The organism is Escherichia sp. E14S1 (assembly GCF_004211995.1).
In the GTDB taxonomy this organism is placed as follows: Bacteria; Pseudomonadota; Gammaproteobacteria; order Enterobacterales; family Enterobacteriaceae; genus Escherichia.
Window position 1 is genome coordinate 218,892 of record NZ_RHJQ01000012.1, and the last position, 15,516, is coordinate 234,407.

The window sequence follows — 15,516 nt, forward strand, 5'->3', positions numbered from 1 at the left end:
GATAAACAGGCATATCAGGCTATACGGAGTGAGATATTATTCAGACAAAGTGCGTTTTTGCTGTTCGAGATCGCGTTCAATTCCTTCACGGACTTCCTGGGGAATTTTCAGCGCATCCCCCAGTGCATTCAGGTAACTGCGCTCCATAAAATGGTCAATATCAATAGCCGCACAGCTCAGGAAATAGATCTCCAGTGCCTCTTCTTCGTTGCGAATCCCCTGGGCCAGGCGCTGCGGATCCAATGGTTGCTCGATTGCCTGTTCGATAAGTACACGCCCCTGCTCTTCAACACCAGCTTCACGCAATTGCTGGTCGATAGCCGCGCGTTCTTTACTATCGATATGACCATCGCTTTTGGCAGCAAAAACCAGGGCGAGGATTAAACGTTCTGTACGTTCATCCAGCGGCGTACTTTGGGTGCCGAATTGCGGTTCGTTCTGATGCGCCGCACGAATTTTATCTTTGTATTTGTTCCACAGTACGGTACCGGCGACCGCTCCGCCGCCAACCAGCAACGCGTTTGTGCCGTATTTCGTTAATAGTTTACGTGCTGATTTATTGGCAACCAGCAGTCCTGCCAACCCGCCTAATGCGCCGGGTACTAAAAGTTTGCCCAATCCCTGATCTGTAGACGAAGAGGAAGCGCTGCTTTGCCCAAGAAGGGATTGCAGTTGATTTAACCAGTTAGCCATATTTACTCCTCGATTCACTATTTTAATGGCAACAGCATAGCGAATGAGGATGTCAGAAAATGTATATAGAGACAAAAGATGCGCAAATAAGCAGAACCGAAGGCAGTCCTCACAAGAAATTCGCGTCATGTAAGGTGCCGGGTGATGTGATTAATTTGAAACTTGTAGATTTGATTGTAATTGCCTGATGCGAACCTGGCGCTTCTTATCAGGCTTGTGGGGGCTGGTACATTGTTGGGCGGATAAGGCGCTCGCGCCGCATCCGCCAACGGTCAGCCGAATTATCAGAAGCCATTAGCGCCGCTGATATTCCGCCATTCCCGCTTTACAATCCACATTAACCAGATAATGAATATCGGCACTTTTACCACGCACGGTCAGCGGTACCGACCATTTATCATCTTTCCCCTGAATGTCCTGCAAACTAACCCACGCCACCGGATCGGCCTGACCGACGATTTTTTGATCGTCTGCCCAGCGCGCCACGCGGTTTTGCTGATAATCACGTTTTACACTCGCAGCGATTCCGGCTGCATCTAAACCTTCACATTTGGGGAAAGTTACCGACTTGCTGGTTTCGTTATTGGCAGCGAAAACTGATGTACAGGCGGAAACCAACAACAGCCCCAACAACGCTCCTCTTTTTTTCATGTTTTTCTCCATAGCACAATGATTCAGGAGAAAGCATGGTACAAATTATCAGGAGCGCAAGTTGCTTCAGGCGGCGTGGGTTTCACCTTCCCCATCCGTGTCAGTATCGACCACCTGGGGAGAAGGTAATTTACCGGTTTTCAGAATGGTACTAAGCACATCTTTCTGTTCCGCCAACCACAAAGAAAGCGCCTCACGCTGCTCGTCTTCCATTGTCACCGGAGAATTCGCCAACCATGTGTCGAGTAGATCCGCTGTATCGAGCATTTTGTCATAAGCATCGGCTTCCTTTTTGCTGGTAAACGACATCTTCTCTTCGCCCTCACGAATGACTACGTATTTAATTTCAACCGCCATTTGCAGCCTCTCACCATAACTGTAATTTTATACAGTATATTGCTTTTCAGTCGAGAAATCAACGCAAGCAATCAAGCAATAAAGACATGCGCAAACGTTTTCGTTTATACTTCACGCGGAATTAATCAGGGGATATTCGTTATGACGTTATTAGGCACTGCGCTGCGTCCGGCAGCAACTCGCGTGATGTTATTGGGCTCCGGTGAACTGGGTAAAGAAGTGGCTATCGAATGCCAACGCCTCGGCGTAGAGGTGATTGCGGTCGATCGCTATGCCGACGCGCCCGCCATGCATGTCGCGCATCGCGCCCATGTCATTAATATGCTGGATGGCGACGCATTGCGCCGTGTTGTTGAACTGGAAAAACCACATTATATCGTGCCAGAGATCGAAGCTATTGCTACCGATATGCTGATCCAGCTTGAAGAGGAAGGGCTAAATGTTGTCCCCTGCGCGCGAGCAACACAATTGACGATGAACCGCGAAGGTATTCGTCGTCTGGCTGCGGAAGAGCTTCAGCTTCCCACTTCAACTTATCGTTTCGCTGATAGCGAAGACCTTTTCCGCGAGGCGGTCGCCGCCATTGGCTATCCTTGCATTGTTAAACCGGTGATGAGTTCTTCCGGCAAGGGACAGACGTTTATTCGCTCTGCCGAACAACTGGCTCAGGCATGGGAGTACGCCCAGCAAGGTGGTCGCGCCGGAGCGGGTCGCGTGATTGTTGAAGGCGTCGTTAAGTTTGATTTCGAAATTACCCTGCTGACCGTCAGCGCGGTGGATGGTGTTCATTTCTGTGCGCCTGTAGGTCATCGCCAGGAAGATGGTGACTATCGTGAATCCTGGCAACCGCAGCAAATGAGCCCACTGGCCCTCGAACGTGCGCAGGAGATTGCCCGCAAGGTGGTGCTTGCACTGGGTGGTTATGGGCTGTTTGGTGTCGAGTTGTTTGTCTGTGGGGATGAGGTGATTTTTAGTGAAGTCTCCCCTCGCCCGCATGACACCGGGATGGTGACGTTAATTTCTCAGGATCTTTCTGAGTTTGCCCTGCATGTGCGTGCTTTCCTGGGACTGCCGGTGGGCGGGATTCGCCAGTATGGTCCTGCCGCTTCAGCCGTTATCCTGCCGCAACTGACCAGCCAGAATGTCACGTTTGACAACGTGCAGGAGGCCGTTGGCGCAGGTTTGCAGATTCGTTTATTTGGTAAGCCGGAAATTGATGGTAGCCGTCGTTTGGGGGTTGCGCTGGCTACAGCAGAAAGTGTTGATGAAGCGATTGAACGCGCGAAGCACGCCGCCGCACAGGTAAAAGTACAAGGTTAAATCTGGCAAAAACGCGACAAAAATGCCCGATTCACGATCGGGCATTTTGACTGTTACAGCTTCGCGCCTTCTACTGCTTCACGCGCCAGCTTAGTAATGCGGTCGTAATCGCCTGCTTCCAGCGCATCTGCCGGAACCAGCCAGGAACCACCAATGCACAGTACGCTTTTCAGCGCCAGGTAATCACGGTAATTAGCCGGAGAAATACCGCCAGTCGGGCAGAAACGAACCTGAGAGAACGGACCCGCAATTGCCTGCAGTGCTTTCACGCCGCCATTAGCTTCTGCCGGGAAGAATTTGAATTCTTTCAGGCCGTAGTCCATACCCAGCATCAGTTCGGAAACAGTGCTGATACCTGGAATCAGAGGAATAGTCCCTTCTGTCGCCGCTTTCAGCAGTGGTTCAGTCAGACCTGGGCTGATTGCGAACTGTGCGCCCGCTTCAGTCACTTCTGCCAGTTGCTGCGGATTCAGTACCGTACCGGCACCCACAATCGCTTCCGGCACTTCTTTGGCGATAGCGCGGATAGCATCAACTGCACACGCCGTACGCAGAGTCACTTCCAGAACGCGCACCCCACCAGCAACCAACGCTTTTGCCATTGGCACCGCGTGTTCCAGTTTATTTACCACGATAACCGGTACAACCGGGCCGGTGGTCAGGATTGATTCTGCACTTGTTTTCCAGTTTTTCATCAGAGTTTTCTCTCGCCTGATTACAAATTTTGTCGTCTTAAAAAGTGATACAGGTTGCGCCCTGTTCGGCACCGGACAGTTTTTCGCGCAAGGCGCTGAATAATTCACGTCCTGTTCCCACGCGTGACGCGCTCAGGTCAGGAATGTGCGGTTCGCGAGCAGCCAGTTCAGCTTCGTCTACCAGCAGCGTCAGTTCGCCTGTCTGTCCATTCACACGAATGATGTCCCCATCGCGCACTTTTGCCAGCAGCCCACCATCGTAGGCTTCTGGTGTTACGTGGATAGCTGACGGCACTTTACCTGAAGCACCAGAGAGTCGTCCATCGGTAACTAACGCAATTTTGAAACGCCGGTCCAATAATACACCAAGTGGCGGCATGAGTTTATGTAATTCTGGCATTCCGTTCGCTTTTGGCCCCTGATGGCGGACAACAACCACACAATCACGGTCCAGCATACCCGCTTCAAAAGCAGGCATAACGTCATGCTGGCTCTCAAAAACAACAGCAGGCGCTTCAATCACCTGGTTTTCAACCGGCACTGCAGAGGTTTTCATGACGGCACGGCCCAGGTTGCCGCTTAACACTTTTGTCCCGCCATGATGCGAGAAAGGTTGTTCAAAGGAAGCAATCACATTGCTGTCGAGCGATTTGTCTGCACCTTCGCGCCAGTCCAGCTCGCCGTTATTCAGCCATGGTTCGAGGGTATAGCGCGAAAGACCAAAGCCCGCCACCGTATTGACATCTTCATGCAACAGGCCAGCCTTGAGCAGCTCACGCACCAGAACCGGTACACCACCCGCCGCCTGGAAGTGGTTAATATCAGCCGGGCCGTTTGGATACAAACGCGCCATCAGAGGTACAACATCAGAAAGATCAGAGAAGTCATCCCAGTTGATCTGAATACCCGCCGCTCGCGCCATCGCCACCAGGTGCATCGTGTGGTTAGTGGAGCCACCGGTCGCCAACAGCGCAACAATACCGTTCACCACCACTTTCTCGTCGATCATCTTACCGATCGGCATCCATTCATTACCGTTGCCAGTCATGCGTGTTACCTGGCGCGCAGCGGCTGCGGTTAATGCATCACGTAACGGGGAGTCTGGATGAACAAAAGAAGAGCCCGGCAACTGCATCCCCATAAACTCCACCACCATCTGGTTGGTGTTGGCAGTACCGTAGAAAGTACATGTACCAGGGGCATGATAAGACGCAGCCTCTGACTCCAGCAGTGCCATTCGATCCACCTTCCCTTCGGCATAAAGCTGGCGAATGCGCACTTTTTCTTTATTTGGCAACCCGCTTGCCATCGGACCTGACGGCACAAATACCGCAGGCAGATGACCGAACGACAGCGCGGCCATCGTCAGCCCTGGGACAATCTTATCGCACACGCCGAGGAACAGCGCGCCATCAAACATGTTATGGGACAGCCCCACCGCCGCAGACATCGCAATCACTTCACGGCTTAACAGAGACAGTTCCATACCATCCTGCCCCTGGGTGACACCATCACACATCGCCGGAACACCACCCGCAACCTGGCCAACCGCATTAGCTTCATGCAGTGCTTTACGAATAATCTCTGGATAATGTTCATAAGGCTGGTGAGCGGAGAGCATGTCGTTGTAGGAGGTGATGATAGCGATATTGTTACGCAACATGCTTTTCAGGGAGGCTTTGTCTTCTGGCTGGCAAGCTGCGAAACCGTGAGCCAGGTTACCGCATGCCAACTGCGAACGATGAACGGTCGAAGTTTTCGCTTGTTCGATCCGGGCGAGGTAAGCAGAGCGAGTCTCGCGCGAACGTTCAATGATTCGATTTGTTACGCGTAACAATTGTGGATTCATAAAGGCTCCTGAAATTGAGTTGTCAGAGCAGGATGATTCACAACGCGTTTCATTCAGAGGATTTATGAGTGAAACGCCTGTAACCGGAGCTCATAGGGCAGAAACGTTTCAGTCAGTGTAATAAAAAAAGCCTCGCGGGTGAATCCGCACGAGGCCTGAAAGTGTAAAAATTGTTCTACAATCTGTGCAAGATCATGTTACCGGTAAAATAACCATAAAGGATGAGTGCAGTTATTACTCAAACTCATTCCAGGAACGGCCATCACGGGTAATCATCGCCACCGAAGCAACCGGTCCCCAGGTTCCGGCCTGATACGGTTTCGGCGCATCGTTATCCATCGCCCATGCTTCGGTAATGGAGTCCACCCATTTCCACGCTTCTTCCACTTCATCACGACGTACAAACAGCGCCTGAATACCGCGCATGGTTTCCAGCAGCAGGCGTTCATAGGCATCTGCCAGATGCGTCTGATTAAAGGTTTCTGAATAGCTCAGATCCAGCTTGGTGATTTGCAGGTTATGTTTGTGATCAAGACCCGGGACCTTGTTCAACACTTGAATATCCACGCCTTCATCAGGTTGCAGACGGATAGTCAGTTTGTTCTGTGGCAGGTCCTGCCACGACTCTTTAAACAGATTGAGCTCTGGCGTTTTGAAATAGACCACCACTTCAGAGCATTTGGTCGGCAAACGTTTACCGGTACGCAGGTAGAACGGTACGCCAGCCCAGCGCCAGTTGTCGATATCGACACGGATAGCCACGAAGGTTTCCGTGTTACTGCTTTTGTTTGCGCCCTCTTCTTCCAGGTAGCCCGGCACTTTTTTGCCTTGGGCGAAGCCCGCAGTGTATTGCCCGCGTACGGTTTTTTCGCGTACGTTGGAGCGGTCAATGCGGCGCAGAGACTTCAGTACTTTCACTTTTTCATCGCGGATGCTGTCTGCGCTTAGATCAGACGGCGGAGACATCGCAATCATGCAGAGAATTTGTAACAGGTGATTCTGGATCATGTCGCGCATCTGACCGGCTTTATCAAAATAGCCCCAGCGCCCTTCGATCCCCACTTCTTCTGCCACGGTAATCTCAACATGATCAATAGTGCGGTTGTCCCAGTTGTTCACAAACAGAGAGTTAGCAAAACGCAGCGCCAACAGGTTCAGCACCGTTTCTTTACCAAGGTAATGGTCGATACGGTATACTTGGCACTCCTCGAAGTATTCGCCAACCTGATCGTTGATTTCCTGCGAGGTCGCCAGCGACGTACCCAGCGGTTTTTCCATCACCACGCGCGCCGGTTTGCCGTTCAGTTTCGCCTCACCAAGCCCTTTGCAGATTGCGCCAAAAGTGCCTGGCGGCATGGCAAAGTAGTTAATGGTGATACGATTTTTTTGATCCAGCATCGCACCAAGACGGCTGAATGCAGCGGTGTCATTGACATCGAGATTACAAAAATCCAGACGTGCACTCAGGGTGTCCCATAAACCTTCATCAATAGTTTCTTTCATGAAAGTTTCCAGCGCTTCGCGGACTACTTTGGTATATGCCGCTTTGTCCCAGTCAGCACGCCCTACGCCGATAATACGGGTATCCGGGTTGAGCTGACCGGCTTTTTCCAGTTGATACAGGGAAGGCAGCAATTTACGACGCGCAAGGTCGCCTTTCGCGCCGAAAATGACCAGGTCACAAGCCTGGGCTGTTTGCGTTACCGCCATGTCATTCTCCTTAAGTTAACTAACCCGGTACTTAAGCCTGGGTATACTTGTAATTTTCTTACGGTGCACTGTACTGCTTTTACGAGCTTGCGAAAACTGTAAACGCTTATCCACCCGTGCGATTACGGCAAAAGCGCGCAATGTGCGGCAAAACTGATAAAAAAATCATCGTTTTCCATTGGGTAAAAATCTGACACTGATCATGTTATGAAAAAAAATGACAACTTTTTTATCCGCTTTTGTCATTAATACGACACACAGGCGTAATATCAGACCAAACTGCATTTCGATTTCTTTCAGTGTGGAAATCGTCATTACCGTGAGTCTCTTTACATCATGAATATGCTGGAAAAAATCCAGTCTCAACTGGAACATTTGAGCAAATCAGAACGAAAAGTCGCCGAGGTCATTCTTGCTTCGCCTGACAACGCGATCCATTCGAGTATTGCTGCTCTGGCGCTTGAGGCCAATGTTAGCGAACCAACGGTGAATCGTTTCTGTCGCAGCATGGACACCCGCGGTTTTCCTGATTTCAAACTTCATCTGGCACAAAGCCTGGCAAATGGCACGCCCTATGTTAATCGCAACGTTAATGAAGATGACAGCGTTGAATCATACACGGGGAAAATATTTGAGTCGGCAATGGCCACGCTCGATCACGTCCGTCACTCGCTGGACAAATCTGCCGTCAATCGTGCCGTCGATCTCCTGACTCAGGCCAAAAAAATCGCCTTTTTCGGTCTGGGCTCTTCTGCCGCCGTCGCCCACGATGCGATGAATAAGTTTTTTCGCTTTAATGTTCCAGTGGTTTACTCCGACGATATCGTGCTGCAACGCATGAGTTGTATGAATTGTAGCGACGGAGACGTGGTTGTGCTGATTTCTCACACCGGAAGAACCAAAAATCTGGTTGAACTGGCGCAGTTAGCACGGGAAAACGACGCGATGGTAATTGCCCTCACCTCCGCCGGTACGCCACTCGCCCGGGAAGCAACGCTGGCAATTACCCTCGACGTACCTGAAGATACTGACATTTATATGCCCATGGTGTCTCGACTTGCGCAGTTGACCGTGATAGATGTGCTGGCAACAGGATTTACTTTGCGACGCGGCACAAAATTCAGAGATAACTTGAAGCGGGTCAAGGAAGCGCTCAAGGAATCGCGCTTTGATAAGCAGTTACTTAAATTGAGTGACGATCGCTAAATCGATTATCACTGTTCTATCTTTATACGATATTCGCATGTGTTTAAATTACAACCATAATGGTTTTAGTTTATGCGAATTCATGTTCAAGCAACACCTGGTTGTTTCAGTCAACGGAGTATTACATGTCCAGAAGGCTTCGCAGAACCAAAATCGTTACCACGTTAGGCCCGGCTACCGATCGCGATAATAACCTTGAAAAGGTCATCGCAGCGGGTGCAAACGTCGTACGAATGAACTTTTCTCATGGCTCGCCTGAAGACCATAAAATGCGCGCGGATAAAGTTCGTGAAATTGCCGCAAAACTGGGTCGTCATGTGGCTATTCTCGGTGACCTTCAGGGGCCAAAGATTCGCGTATCTACCTTTAAAGAAGGTAAGGTTTTCCTCAATATTGGGGATAAATTCCTGCTGGATGCCAACCTGGGCAAAGGTGAAGGCGATAAAGAAAAAGTCGGTATCGACTATAAAGGTCTGCCTTCTGACGTCGTGCCTGGCGACATTCTGCTGCTGGACGACGGTCGCGTACAGTTAAAAGTGCTGGAAGTTCAGGGCATGAAAGTGTTCACCGAAGTGACCGTCGGCGGCCCTCTCTCCAACAATAAAGGGATCAACAAACTCGGCGGCGGTCTGTCGGCTGAAGCGCTGACTGAGAAAGACAAAGCAGACATTAAAACTGCGGCATTGATTGGCGTAGATTATTTGGCTGTCTCTTTCCCACGCTGCGGCGAAGATCTGAATTATGCTCGTCGCCTGGCGCGCGATGCGGGTTGTGATGCGAAAATTGTCGCCAAAGTTGAACGTGCGGAAGCCGTTTGTAGCCAGGATGCAATGGACGACATTATCCTCGCTTCTGACGTGGTGATGGTCGCACGTGGCGACCTCGGCGTAGAGATTGGCGATCCCGAACTGGTTGGGATTCAGAAAGCGCTGATTCGTCGCGCGCGTCAGCTGAACCGCGCAGTCATTACTGCTACCCAGATGATGGAATCGATGATTACCAATCCAATGCCGACGCGTGCAGAAGTCATGGACGTGGCGAACGCCGTTCTGGATGGTACTGACGCCGTAATGTTGTCTGCGGAAACCGCCGCTGGTCAATATCCATCTGAAACCGTTGCTGCAATGGCGCGTGTTTGCCTGGGTGCCGAAAAAATCCCGAGCATCAATGTGTCTAAACACCGCCTGGACGTTCAGTTCGACAATGTGGAAGAAGCTATCGCGATGTCCGCAATGTACGCAGCTAACCACCTGAAAGGCGTTACCGCGATCATCACCATGACCGAATCTGGTCGTACCGCGCTGATGACTTCTCGTATCAGCTCCGGTCTGCCGATTTTCGCCATGTCTCGTCATGAACGCACGCTGAACCTGACTGCGCTTTATCGTGGTGTTACGCCGGTCTATTTTGACAGTACAAATGATGGCGTAGTTGCTGCCAGCGAAGCAGTAAATCTGCTGCGCGATAAAGGCTACCTGATGTCTGGTGATCTGGTGATTGTCACCCAGGGCGACGTGATGAGTACCGTGGGTTCGACGAATACCACGCGTATTTTAACGGTAGAGTAAGTTAGTTGCCGGATGCGGCATAAATGCCATATCCGGCCTACAGGACCGTGATAATTCAATAAATTACGATCAACCTGTAGGCCCGATAAGCATGCGCATAGAACAAATGCGCACTTAACATTAGACGAGAGCCTCTCCTCACGAGAGGCTTTTTTTATTTGATGGGATAAAGATCTTTACGCTTATACGGCTGGATTTCGCCCGGTTTGCGCGTTTTCAGCAATTTTAAAATCCAGGTGTACTGCTCTGGTCGCGGACCAACAAAAATCTCAACTTCTTCATTCATACGCCGCGCAATGGTAGCGTCATCCGCCTCTAACAGGTCATCCATCGGTGGACGAACCTGAATCGTCAGACGATGGGTTTTGCCATCATAGATTGGGAACAACGGAACGACACGCGCGCGACACACTTTCATCAGGCGACCAATTGCTGGCAGCGTCGCTTTATAGGTTGCGAAAAAATCAACAAATTCGCTGTGTTCAGGTCCATGATCCTGATCCGGTAAATAATAGCCCCAGTAGCCCTGACGAACCGACTGGATGAAAGGTTTAATACCATCATTTCTCGCGTGCAGACGACCGCCAAAACGACGACGCACCGTGTTCCAGACATAATCAAAAACCGGGTTGCCCTGATTATGGAACATCGCTGCCATTTTCTGCCCTTGTGAGGCCATCAGCATAGCGGGGATATCAACTGCCCAGCCGTGCGGTACCAGAAAGATCACTTTCTCGTTGTTACGCCGCATCTCTTCGATGATCTCCAGCCCCTGCCAGTCGACGCGAGGTTGGATTTTCTCCGGCCCACGTATCGCCAGTTCAGCCATCATTGCCATCGCTTGTGGCGCGGTGGCAAACATCTCATCAACAATCGCTTCGCGTTCGGCTTCGCTACGTTCTGGAAAGCAGAGAGACAGATTGATCAACGCCCGACGACGTGAGCTTTTACCCAGTCTTCCGGCAAAACGCCCCAACCGCGCAAGGATGGGATCACGGAATTTCGCTGGTGTTAAGGCAATACCGGCCATTGCCGCCACGCCCAACCAGGCTCCCCAGTAACGAGGGTGACGAAAGGATTTATCAAACTCAGGAATATATTCGCTATTATTTTTTTTCGTTTCCATGCTTTTCCAGTTTTGGATAAGGCAATAATCAATCTGGTGGTAGTGTAACGGCGCAACTTGCCCCGCACCAAATAAAAAAGCCGGCACTGACTGCGTACCGGCTGCCAATGGGTATTAATTAATCAAACTGTAGCTGCGGTACAATCTCCTTGGCCTTCGCCAGGAAATCGGTACGATCTGAACCGGTCAGCCCTTCAGTACGCGGCAGTTTCGCTGTCAACGGGTTCACAGCCTGTTGGTTAATCCATACTTCATAGTGCAGATGTGGCCCAGTTGAACGCCCGGTGTTACCGGAAAGCGCGATACGATCGCCACGCTTCACCTTCTGCCCCGGTTTAACCAGAATCTTACGCAGATGCATATAACGCGTGGTGTAGCTGCGACCATGACGAATCGCGACATAATAACCAGCGGCGCCACTGCGTTTAGCAACGACCACTTCACCGTCCCCCACCGAAAGCACCGGCGTACCCTGCGGCATCGCAAAATCAACGCCTCTGTGCGGCGCAATGCGAGCGGTTACCGGGTTCAGACGACGCGGGTTAAAGTTAGACGAAATGCGGAACTGTTTTGCCGTCGGGAATCGTAAGAATCCCTTCGCCAGGCCCGTACCGTTGCGGTCGTAGAATTTGCCATCTTCAGCGCGAATAGCATAGTAATCTTTGCCTTCTGAACGCAAACGCACGCCCAACAGTTGGCTTTGTTCACGTTTGCCATCAAGCATTTCACGTGACATTAATACCGCAAATTCGTCACCTTTTTTCACTTTGCGGAAGTCCATCTGCCACTGCATTGCTTTAATCACCGCGCTCACTTCAGCGCTGGTTAAACCTGCACTTTGGGCGCTGGCAACAAAACTTGTCCCAACGGTTCCTTTCAACAGACTATTAACCCACTCCCCTTGCTGCATTTCGCTGGTCATTTTAAAACCATTAGCAGCGGTGCGGTCATAGGTACGAGTTTCGCGGCGAGACACTTCCCAGGTCAGACGCTGTAACTCGCCATCAGCTGTTAATGTCCAGGAGAGTTGTTGACCAATTTTCAGGTTACGCAGATCTTTATCAGCAGCAGCAAGTTGGGTGATATCACCCATCTCAATACCATATTGATTAAGGATGCTACTTAACGTGTCGCCCGTAGAAACGACATATTCATGAACGCCGGCTTCACCAGCGATTTTGTCGTCCAGTTCGTCCTGTGGAATGGCTTCATCTTCTTGCGCAGCTTGATCAATCGGCTCACTGGCCTCAGGTAAGAGAGAACGAATTTCGTTCTGTTCAAGCTCAATGGTTTTGACAATAGGCGAGGCGTCTCGGTGGTAAACATAAGGCCGCCAGACAGCGACGGCCAGTGTAAGAACGGTGAGCGACCCCAACATAACGCGGTGTGGTCGCGGTAAATTATTAAACGCCAGGGCGACAGAGCGGGCTATCTGTTGCACGTAATCACTTCCTCATTAATCTCCTTTCAGGCAGCTCGCGTACTGGTTAGCTAATTGATTCAGGAATTCTGAATAGCTTGTTTTGCCCAGTTTGATATTCGTCCCAAGGGGATCCAACGTTCCCATACGAACGGATGTCCCTCGTGCGACGCTTTCAACGACCGCAGGCCTGAACTGTGGCTCAGCAAAAACGCAAGTTGCTTTTTGCTCAACCAACTGTGTTCTTATTTGATGTAAACGCTGCGCGCCAGGTTGAATCTCTGGGTTTACGGTAAAGTGACCAAGCGGTGTCAGTCCGAATTGTTTTTCGAAGTAGCCGTAAGCATCATGAAAAACGAAATAACCTTTTCCCTTGAGCGGCGCGAGCTCGTTACCAACCTGTTTCCTACTTGAAGCTAATTGTGCCTCAAATTCCATCAGGTTGGCGTCAAGTTTGGCTCGACTTTGCGGCATAAGTTCCACTAATTTTCCATGGATTGCAACCGCTGTAGCCCGCGCTATCTCTGGGGAAAGCCAAACGTGCATGTTGAAATCGCCGTGATGGTGATCTTCGTCACTTTTTTCCGCGTGGTCATGATCATCATCAGCGTCGTGAATGCTTTTCATCAGCAGCGGTTTTACACTCTCAAGCTGCGCAATGGTTACCTGCTTCGCTTCGGGTAATTTACTCACGGGCTTTTGCATAAACGCTTCCATTTCCGGTCCAACCCAGACAACTAAGTCCGCGTTCTGTAAGCGTTTTACATCAGATGGACGCAGTGAATAATCATGTTCAGAGGCCCCATCAGGAAGTAACACCTCCGTCTCTGTTACTCCATCAGCAATAGCGGAAGCGATGAATCCAACAGGTTTAAGCGAAGCGACAACGGCAGCTTCTGCTACCTGAGTTGCACTGCCCCAGAGAGCAGCAGATAATGCTGCGAAAAGAAGCGTTTTTTTATGTAACATAATGCGACCAATCATCGTAATGAATATAAGAAGTGTGATATTATAACATTTCATGACTACTGCAAGACTAAAATTAACATGACAAGTCTGGTTTCCCTGGAAAATGTCTCGGTTTCATTTGGCCAACGCCGCGTCCTCTCTGATGTGTCGCTGGAACTCAAGCCTGGTAAAATTTTGACCTTACTTGGGCCGAACGGCGCAGGTAAGTCGACACTGGTTCGGGTTGTTCTCGGGCTGGTAACACCAGATGAAGGTGTTATCAAGCGCCACGGAAAACTGCGCATTGGTTATGTGCCGCAGAAGCTGTATCTCGACACCACGTTACCACTGACCGTAAACCGTTTTTTACGCTTACGCCCCAGAACACATAAGGAAGATATTCTGCCTGCACTAAAACGCGTTCAGGCTGGGCATCTTATTGACGCGCCAATGCAAAAGCTCTCTGGCGGTGAAACGCAGCGTGTACTACTCGCGCGCGCATTGTTAAATCAACCCCAGTTATTAGTTCTGGACGAACCCACCCAGGGCGTGGATGTGAATGGTCAGGTGGCGTTATATGACCTTATTGACCAGTTACGTCGCGAACTGGATTGTGGCGTTTTAATGGTATCTCACGATCTGCATCTGGTGATGGCAAAAACCGATGAAGTACTTTGCCTGAACCATCACATCTGTTGTTCTGGCACACCAGAAGTCGTTTCCCTGCATCCGGAATTTATTTCGATGTTCGGGCCTCGCGGAGCTGAACAGCTGGGTATTTATCGCCATCATCATAATCACCGCCACGATTTACAGGGGCGAATTGTTCTGCGTCGGGGAAGTGATCGCTCATGATTGAATTATTATTTCCCGGTTGGTTAGCCGGGATTATGCTGGCCTGTGCCGCAGGTCCTTTGGGTTCTTTTGTTGTCTGGCGTCGTATGTCTTATTTCGGCGATACGCTGGCCCATGCGTCTTTACTTGGAGTGGCCTTTGGTCTGTTGCTGGACGTGAATCCCTTCTATGCAGTGATTGCCGTTACGCTGCTGCTGGCGGGCGGTCTGGTATGGCTGGAGAAGCGTCCACAGCTGGCGATCGACACGTTATTGGGAATTATGGCGCACAGTGCCTTGTCGCTGGGCCTGGTCGTTGTCAGTCTGATGTCTAACATTCGCGTTGACTTGATGGCATACCTGTTCGGTGATTTGCTGGCAGTGACGCCGGAAGATCTCATCTCCATCGCCATTGGCGTGGTCATTGTGGTGGCAATTCTGTTCTGGCAATGGCGTAATTTACTGTCGATGACCATTAGCCCGGATCTGGCATTTGTCGATGGTGTGAAATTACAGCGCGTGAAATTGCTGTTGATGCTGGTAACAGCATTGACGATTGGTGTGGCAATGAAATTTGTCGGAGCGTTGATTATTACCTCGCTGCTGATCATTCCGGCGGCTACCGCACGTCGTTTTGCCCGTACGCCGGAACAGATGGCAGGTGTCGCAGTTTTGGTGGGGATGATTGCTGTAACCGGGGGTTTAACTTTTTCAGCGTTTTACGATACGCCTGCGGGTCCGTCAGTGGTGCTGTGCGCTGCGCTGTTGTTTATTTTGAGTATGATGAAAAAACAGGCCAGCTAATTTCGCCTGAACACATTTGTCGGATGCGGCGCAAGCGCCTTATCCGACCTACGGATCGTTATACATGCCAGGCCTGATAAGACGCGAACAGCGTCGCATCAGGCACATTACCAGTATCGGATGCGGCGCGAGCGCCTTATCTGATCTACGGTTCGCTATACCAAGTAGGCCTGATAAGACGCGAACAGCGTCGCATCAGGCACATTGCCAGTGTCGGATACGGCGCGAACGCCTTATCCGACCTACGGTTCGCTATATCGGGTAGGCCTGATAAAACGCGAACAGCGTCGCATCAGGCACATTGCCAGTGTCGGATGCGGCGCAGCGCCTTATTTG

The 15,516-nt window shown here is 50.7% G+C and carries 14 protein-coding genes; 5 read left to right on the plus strand and 9 right to left on the minus strand.

From position 1 onward, the window contains the following. Positions 1-36: 36 nt before the first annotated feature. From D9734_RS14800 to yebG, 3 genes are all read right to left on the minus strand, one after another. On the minus strand, positions 37-693 hold the full coding sequence (locus D9734_RS14800; protein ID WP_130208479.1) for a tellurite resistance TerB family protein: 657 nt from the start codon (positions 691-693) through the stop codon (positions 37-39). Between the two features lie 294 nt (positions 694-987). Continuing rightward, positions 988-1,344 (minus strand): protein YebF, encoded by a 357-nt coding sequence (gene yebF / locus D9734_RS14805; RefSeq protein ID WP_130208481.1) that lies wholly within the window; start codon positions 1,342-1,344, stop codon positions 988-990. 66 nt (positions 1,345-1,410) lie between these two features. Further along, entirely contained in the window at positions 1,411-1,701 is a 291-nt protein-coding gene (gene yebG / locus D9734_RS14810) for a DNA damage-inducible protein YebG (protein WP_130208483.1), read from the minus strand. 141 nt (positions 1,702-1,842) lie between these two features. Here yebG and purT point away from each other — a divergent pair, with 141 nt between their 5' ends. Then, positions 1,843-3,021 carry a formate-dependent phosphoribosylglycinamide formyltransferase gene (gene purT, locus D9734_RS14815; RefSeq protein ID WP_130208485.1) on the plus strand — a complete coding sequence of 393 codons (1,179 nt, stop codon included), beginning with the start codon at positions 1,843-1,845 and terminating at the stop codon, positions 3,019-3,021. Positions 3,022-3,074: 53 nt separating this feature from the next. Here purT and kdgA read toward each other — a convergent pair whose 3' ends face one another. The 3 genes from kdgA to zwf form a co-directional block, all read right to left on the minus strand. Continuing rightward, a complete protein-coding gene (kdgA, locus tag D9734_RS14820; protein WP_064529269.1) occupies positions 3,075-3,716 on the minus strand; it encodes a bifunctional 4-hydroxy-2-oxoglutarate aldolase/2-dehydro-3-deoxy-phosphogluconate aldolase in 642 nt (213 codons plus the stop codon). 37 nt (positions 3,717-3,753) lie between these two features. After that, positions 3,754-5,565, minus strand: coding sequence for a phosphogluconate dehydratase (edd, locus tag D9734_RS14825; protein ID WP_130208487.1), 1,812 nt, complete (start codon positions 5,563-5,565; stop codon positions 3,754-3,756). A gap of 234 nt (positions 5,566-5,799) precedes the next feature. Next, on the minus strand, positions 5,800-7,275 hold the full coding sequence (zwf, locus tag D9734_RS14830; RefSeq protein WP_130208489.1) for a glucose-6-phosphate dehydrogenase: 1,476 nt from the start codon (positions 7,273-7,275) through the stop codon (positions 5,800-5,802). Between the two features lie 336 nt (positions 7,276-7,611). Here zwf and hexR point away from each other — a divergent pair, with 336 nt between their 5' ends. Continuing rightward, entirely contained in the window at positions 7,612-8,481 is an 870-nt protein-coding gene (gene hexR, locus D9734_RS14835; protein WP_105289041.1) for a DNA-binding transcriptional regulator HexR, read from the plus strand. A 125-nt stretch (positions 8,482-8,606) separates the two neighbouring features. Next, the gene (gene pyk / locus D9734_RS14840) at positions 8,607-10,049 is read left to right on the plus strand and encodes a pyruvate kinase (RefSeq protein WP_130208490.1); all 1,443 of its coding nucleotides are present in this window, start codon (positions 8,607-8,609) and stop codon (positions 10,047-10,049) included. Between the two features lie 154 nt (positions 10,050-10,203). On the opposite strand, the gene lpxM is transcribed toward pyk, so the two are convergent. From lpxM to znuA, 3 genes are all read right to left on the minus strand, one after another. Then, positions 10,204-11,175: a lauroyl-Kdo(2)-lipid IV(A) myristoyltransferase gene (lpxM, locus tag D9734_RS14845; protein ID WP_130208491.1), complete on the minus strand. Its 972-nt coding sequence runs from the start codon at positions 11,173-11,175 to the stop codon at positions 10,204-10,206. A gap of 118 nt (positions 11,176-11,293) precedes the next feature. Beyond that, the gene (gene mepM, locus D9734_RS14850) at positions 11,294-12,616 is read right to left on the minus strand and encodes a murein DD-endopeptidase MepM (protein ID WP_130208492.1); all 1,323 of its coding nucleotides are present in this window, start codon (positions 12,614-12,616) and stop codon (positions 11,294-11,296) included. Between the two features lie 15 nt (positions 12,617-12,631). Then, positions 12,632-13,564, minus strand: a complete 933-nt coding sequence (znuA, locus tag D9734_RS14855) for a zinc ABC transporter substrate-binding protein ZnuA (RefSeq protein ID WP_074399578.1) — start codon at positions 13,562-13,564, stop codon at positions 12,632-12,634. A gap of 78 nt (positions 13,565-13,642) precedes the next feature. Here znuA and znuC point away from each other — a divergent pair, with 78 nt between their 5' ends. Further along, positions 13,643-14,398 (plus strand): zinc ABC transporter ATP-binding protein ZnuC, encoded by a 756-nt coding sequence (gene znuC / locus D9734_RS14860; RefSeq protein ID WP_130208493.1) that lies wholly within the window; start codon positions 13,643-13,645, stop codon positions 14,396-14,398. Further along, on the plus strand, positions 14,395-15,180 hold the full coding sequence (znuB, locus tag D9734_RS14865; protein ID WP_130208494.1) for a zinc ABC transporter permease subunit ZnuB: 786 nt from the start codon (positions 14,395-14,397) through the stop codon (positions 15,178-15,180). The genes znuC and znuB overlap by 4 nt, the downstream gene beginning before the upstream one ends. Positions 15,181-15,516 lie beyond the last annotated feature (336 nt).

Bases quoted from the DNA above. Each gene is read 5' to 3' on its own strand.
- D9734_RS14800 (WP_130208479.1), bottom strand. From the start codon at position 693: ATGGCTAACTGGTTAAATCAACTGCAATCCCTTCTTGGGCAAAGCAGC.
- pyk (WP_130208490.1), top strand. From the start codon at position 8,607: ATGTCCAGAAGGCTTCGCAGAACCAAAATCGTTACCACGTTAGGCCCG.
- yebF (WP_130208481.1), bottom strand. From the start codon at position 1,344: ATGAAAAAAAGAGGAGCGTTGTTGGGGCTGTTGTTGGTTTCCGCCTGT.
- kdgA (WP_064529269.1), bottom strand. From the start codon at position 3,716: ATGAAAAACTGGAAAACAAGTGCAGAATCAATCCTGACCACCGGCCCG.
- znuA (WP_074399578.1), bottom strand. From the start codon at position 13,564: ATGTTACATAAAAAAACGCTTCTTTTCGCAGCATTATCTGCTGCTCTC.
- purT (WP_130208485.1), top strand. From the start codon at position 1,843: ATGACGTTATTAGGCACTGCGCTGCGTCCGGCAGCAACTCGCGTGATG.
- znuC (WP_130208493.1), top strand. From the start codon at position 13,643: ATGACAAGTCTGGTTTCCCTGGAAAATGTCTCGGTTTCATTTGGCCAA.
- zwf (WP_130208489.1), bottom strand. From the start codon at position 7,275: ATGGCGGTAACGCAAACAGCCCAGGCTTGTGACCTGGTCATTTTCGGC.
- znuB (WP_130208494.1), top strand. From the start codon at position 14,395: ATGATTGAATTATTATTTCCCGGTTGGTTAGCCGGGATTATGCTGGCC.
- lpxM (WP_130208491.1), bottom strand. From the start codon at position 11,175: ATGGAAACGAAAAAAAATAATAGCGAATATATTCCTGAGTTTGATAAA.
- hexR (WP_105289041.1), top strand. From the start codon at position 7,612: ATGAATATGCTGGAAAAAATCCAGTCTCAACTGGAACATTTGAGCAAA.
- edd (WP_130208487.1), bottom strand. From the start codon at position 5,565: ATGAATCCACAATTGTTACGCGTAACAAATCGAATCATTGAACGTTCG.
- yebG (WP_130208483.1), bottom strand. From the start codon at position 1,701: ATGGCGGTTGAAATTAAATACGTAGTCATTCGTGAGGGCGAAGAGAAG.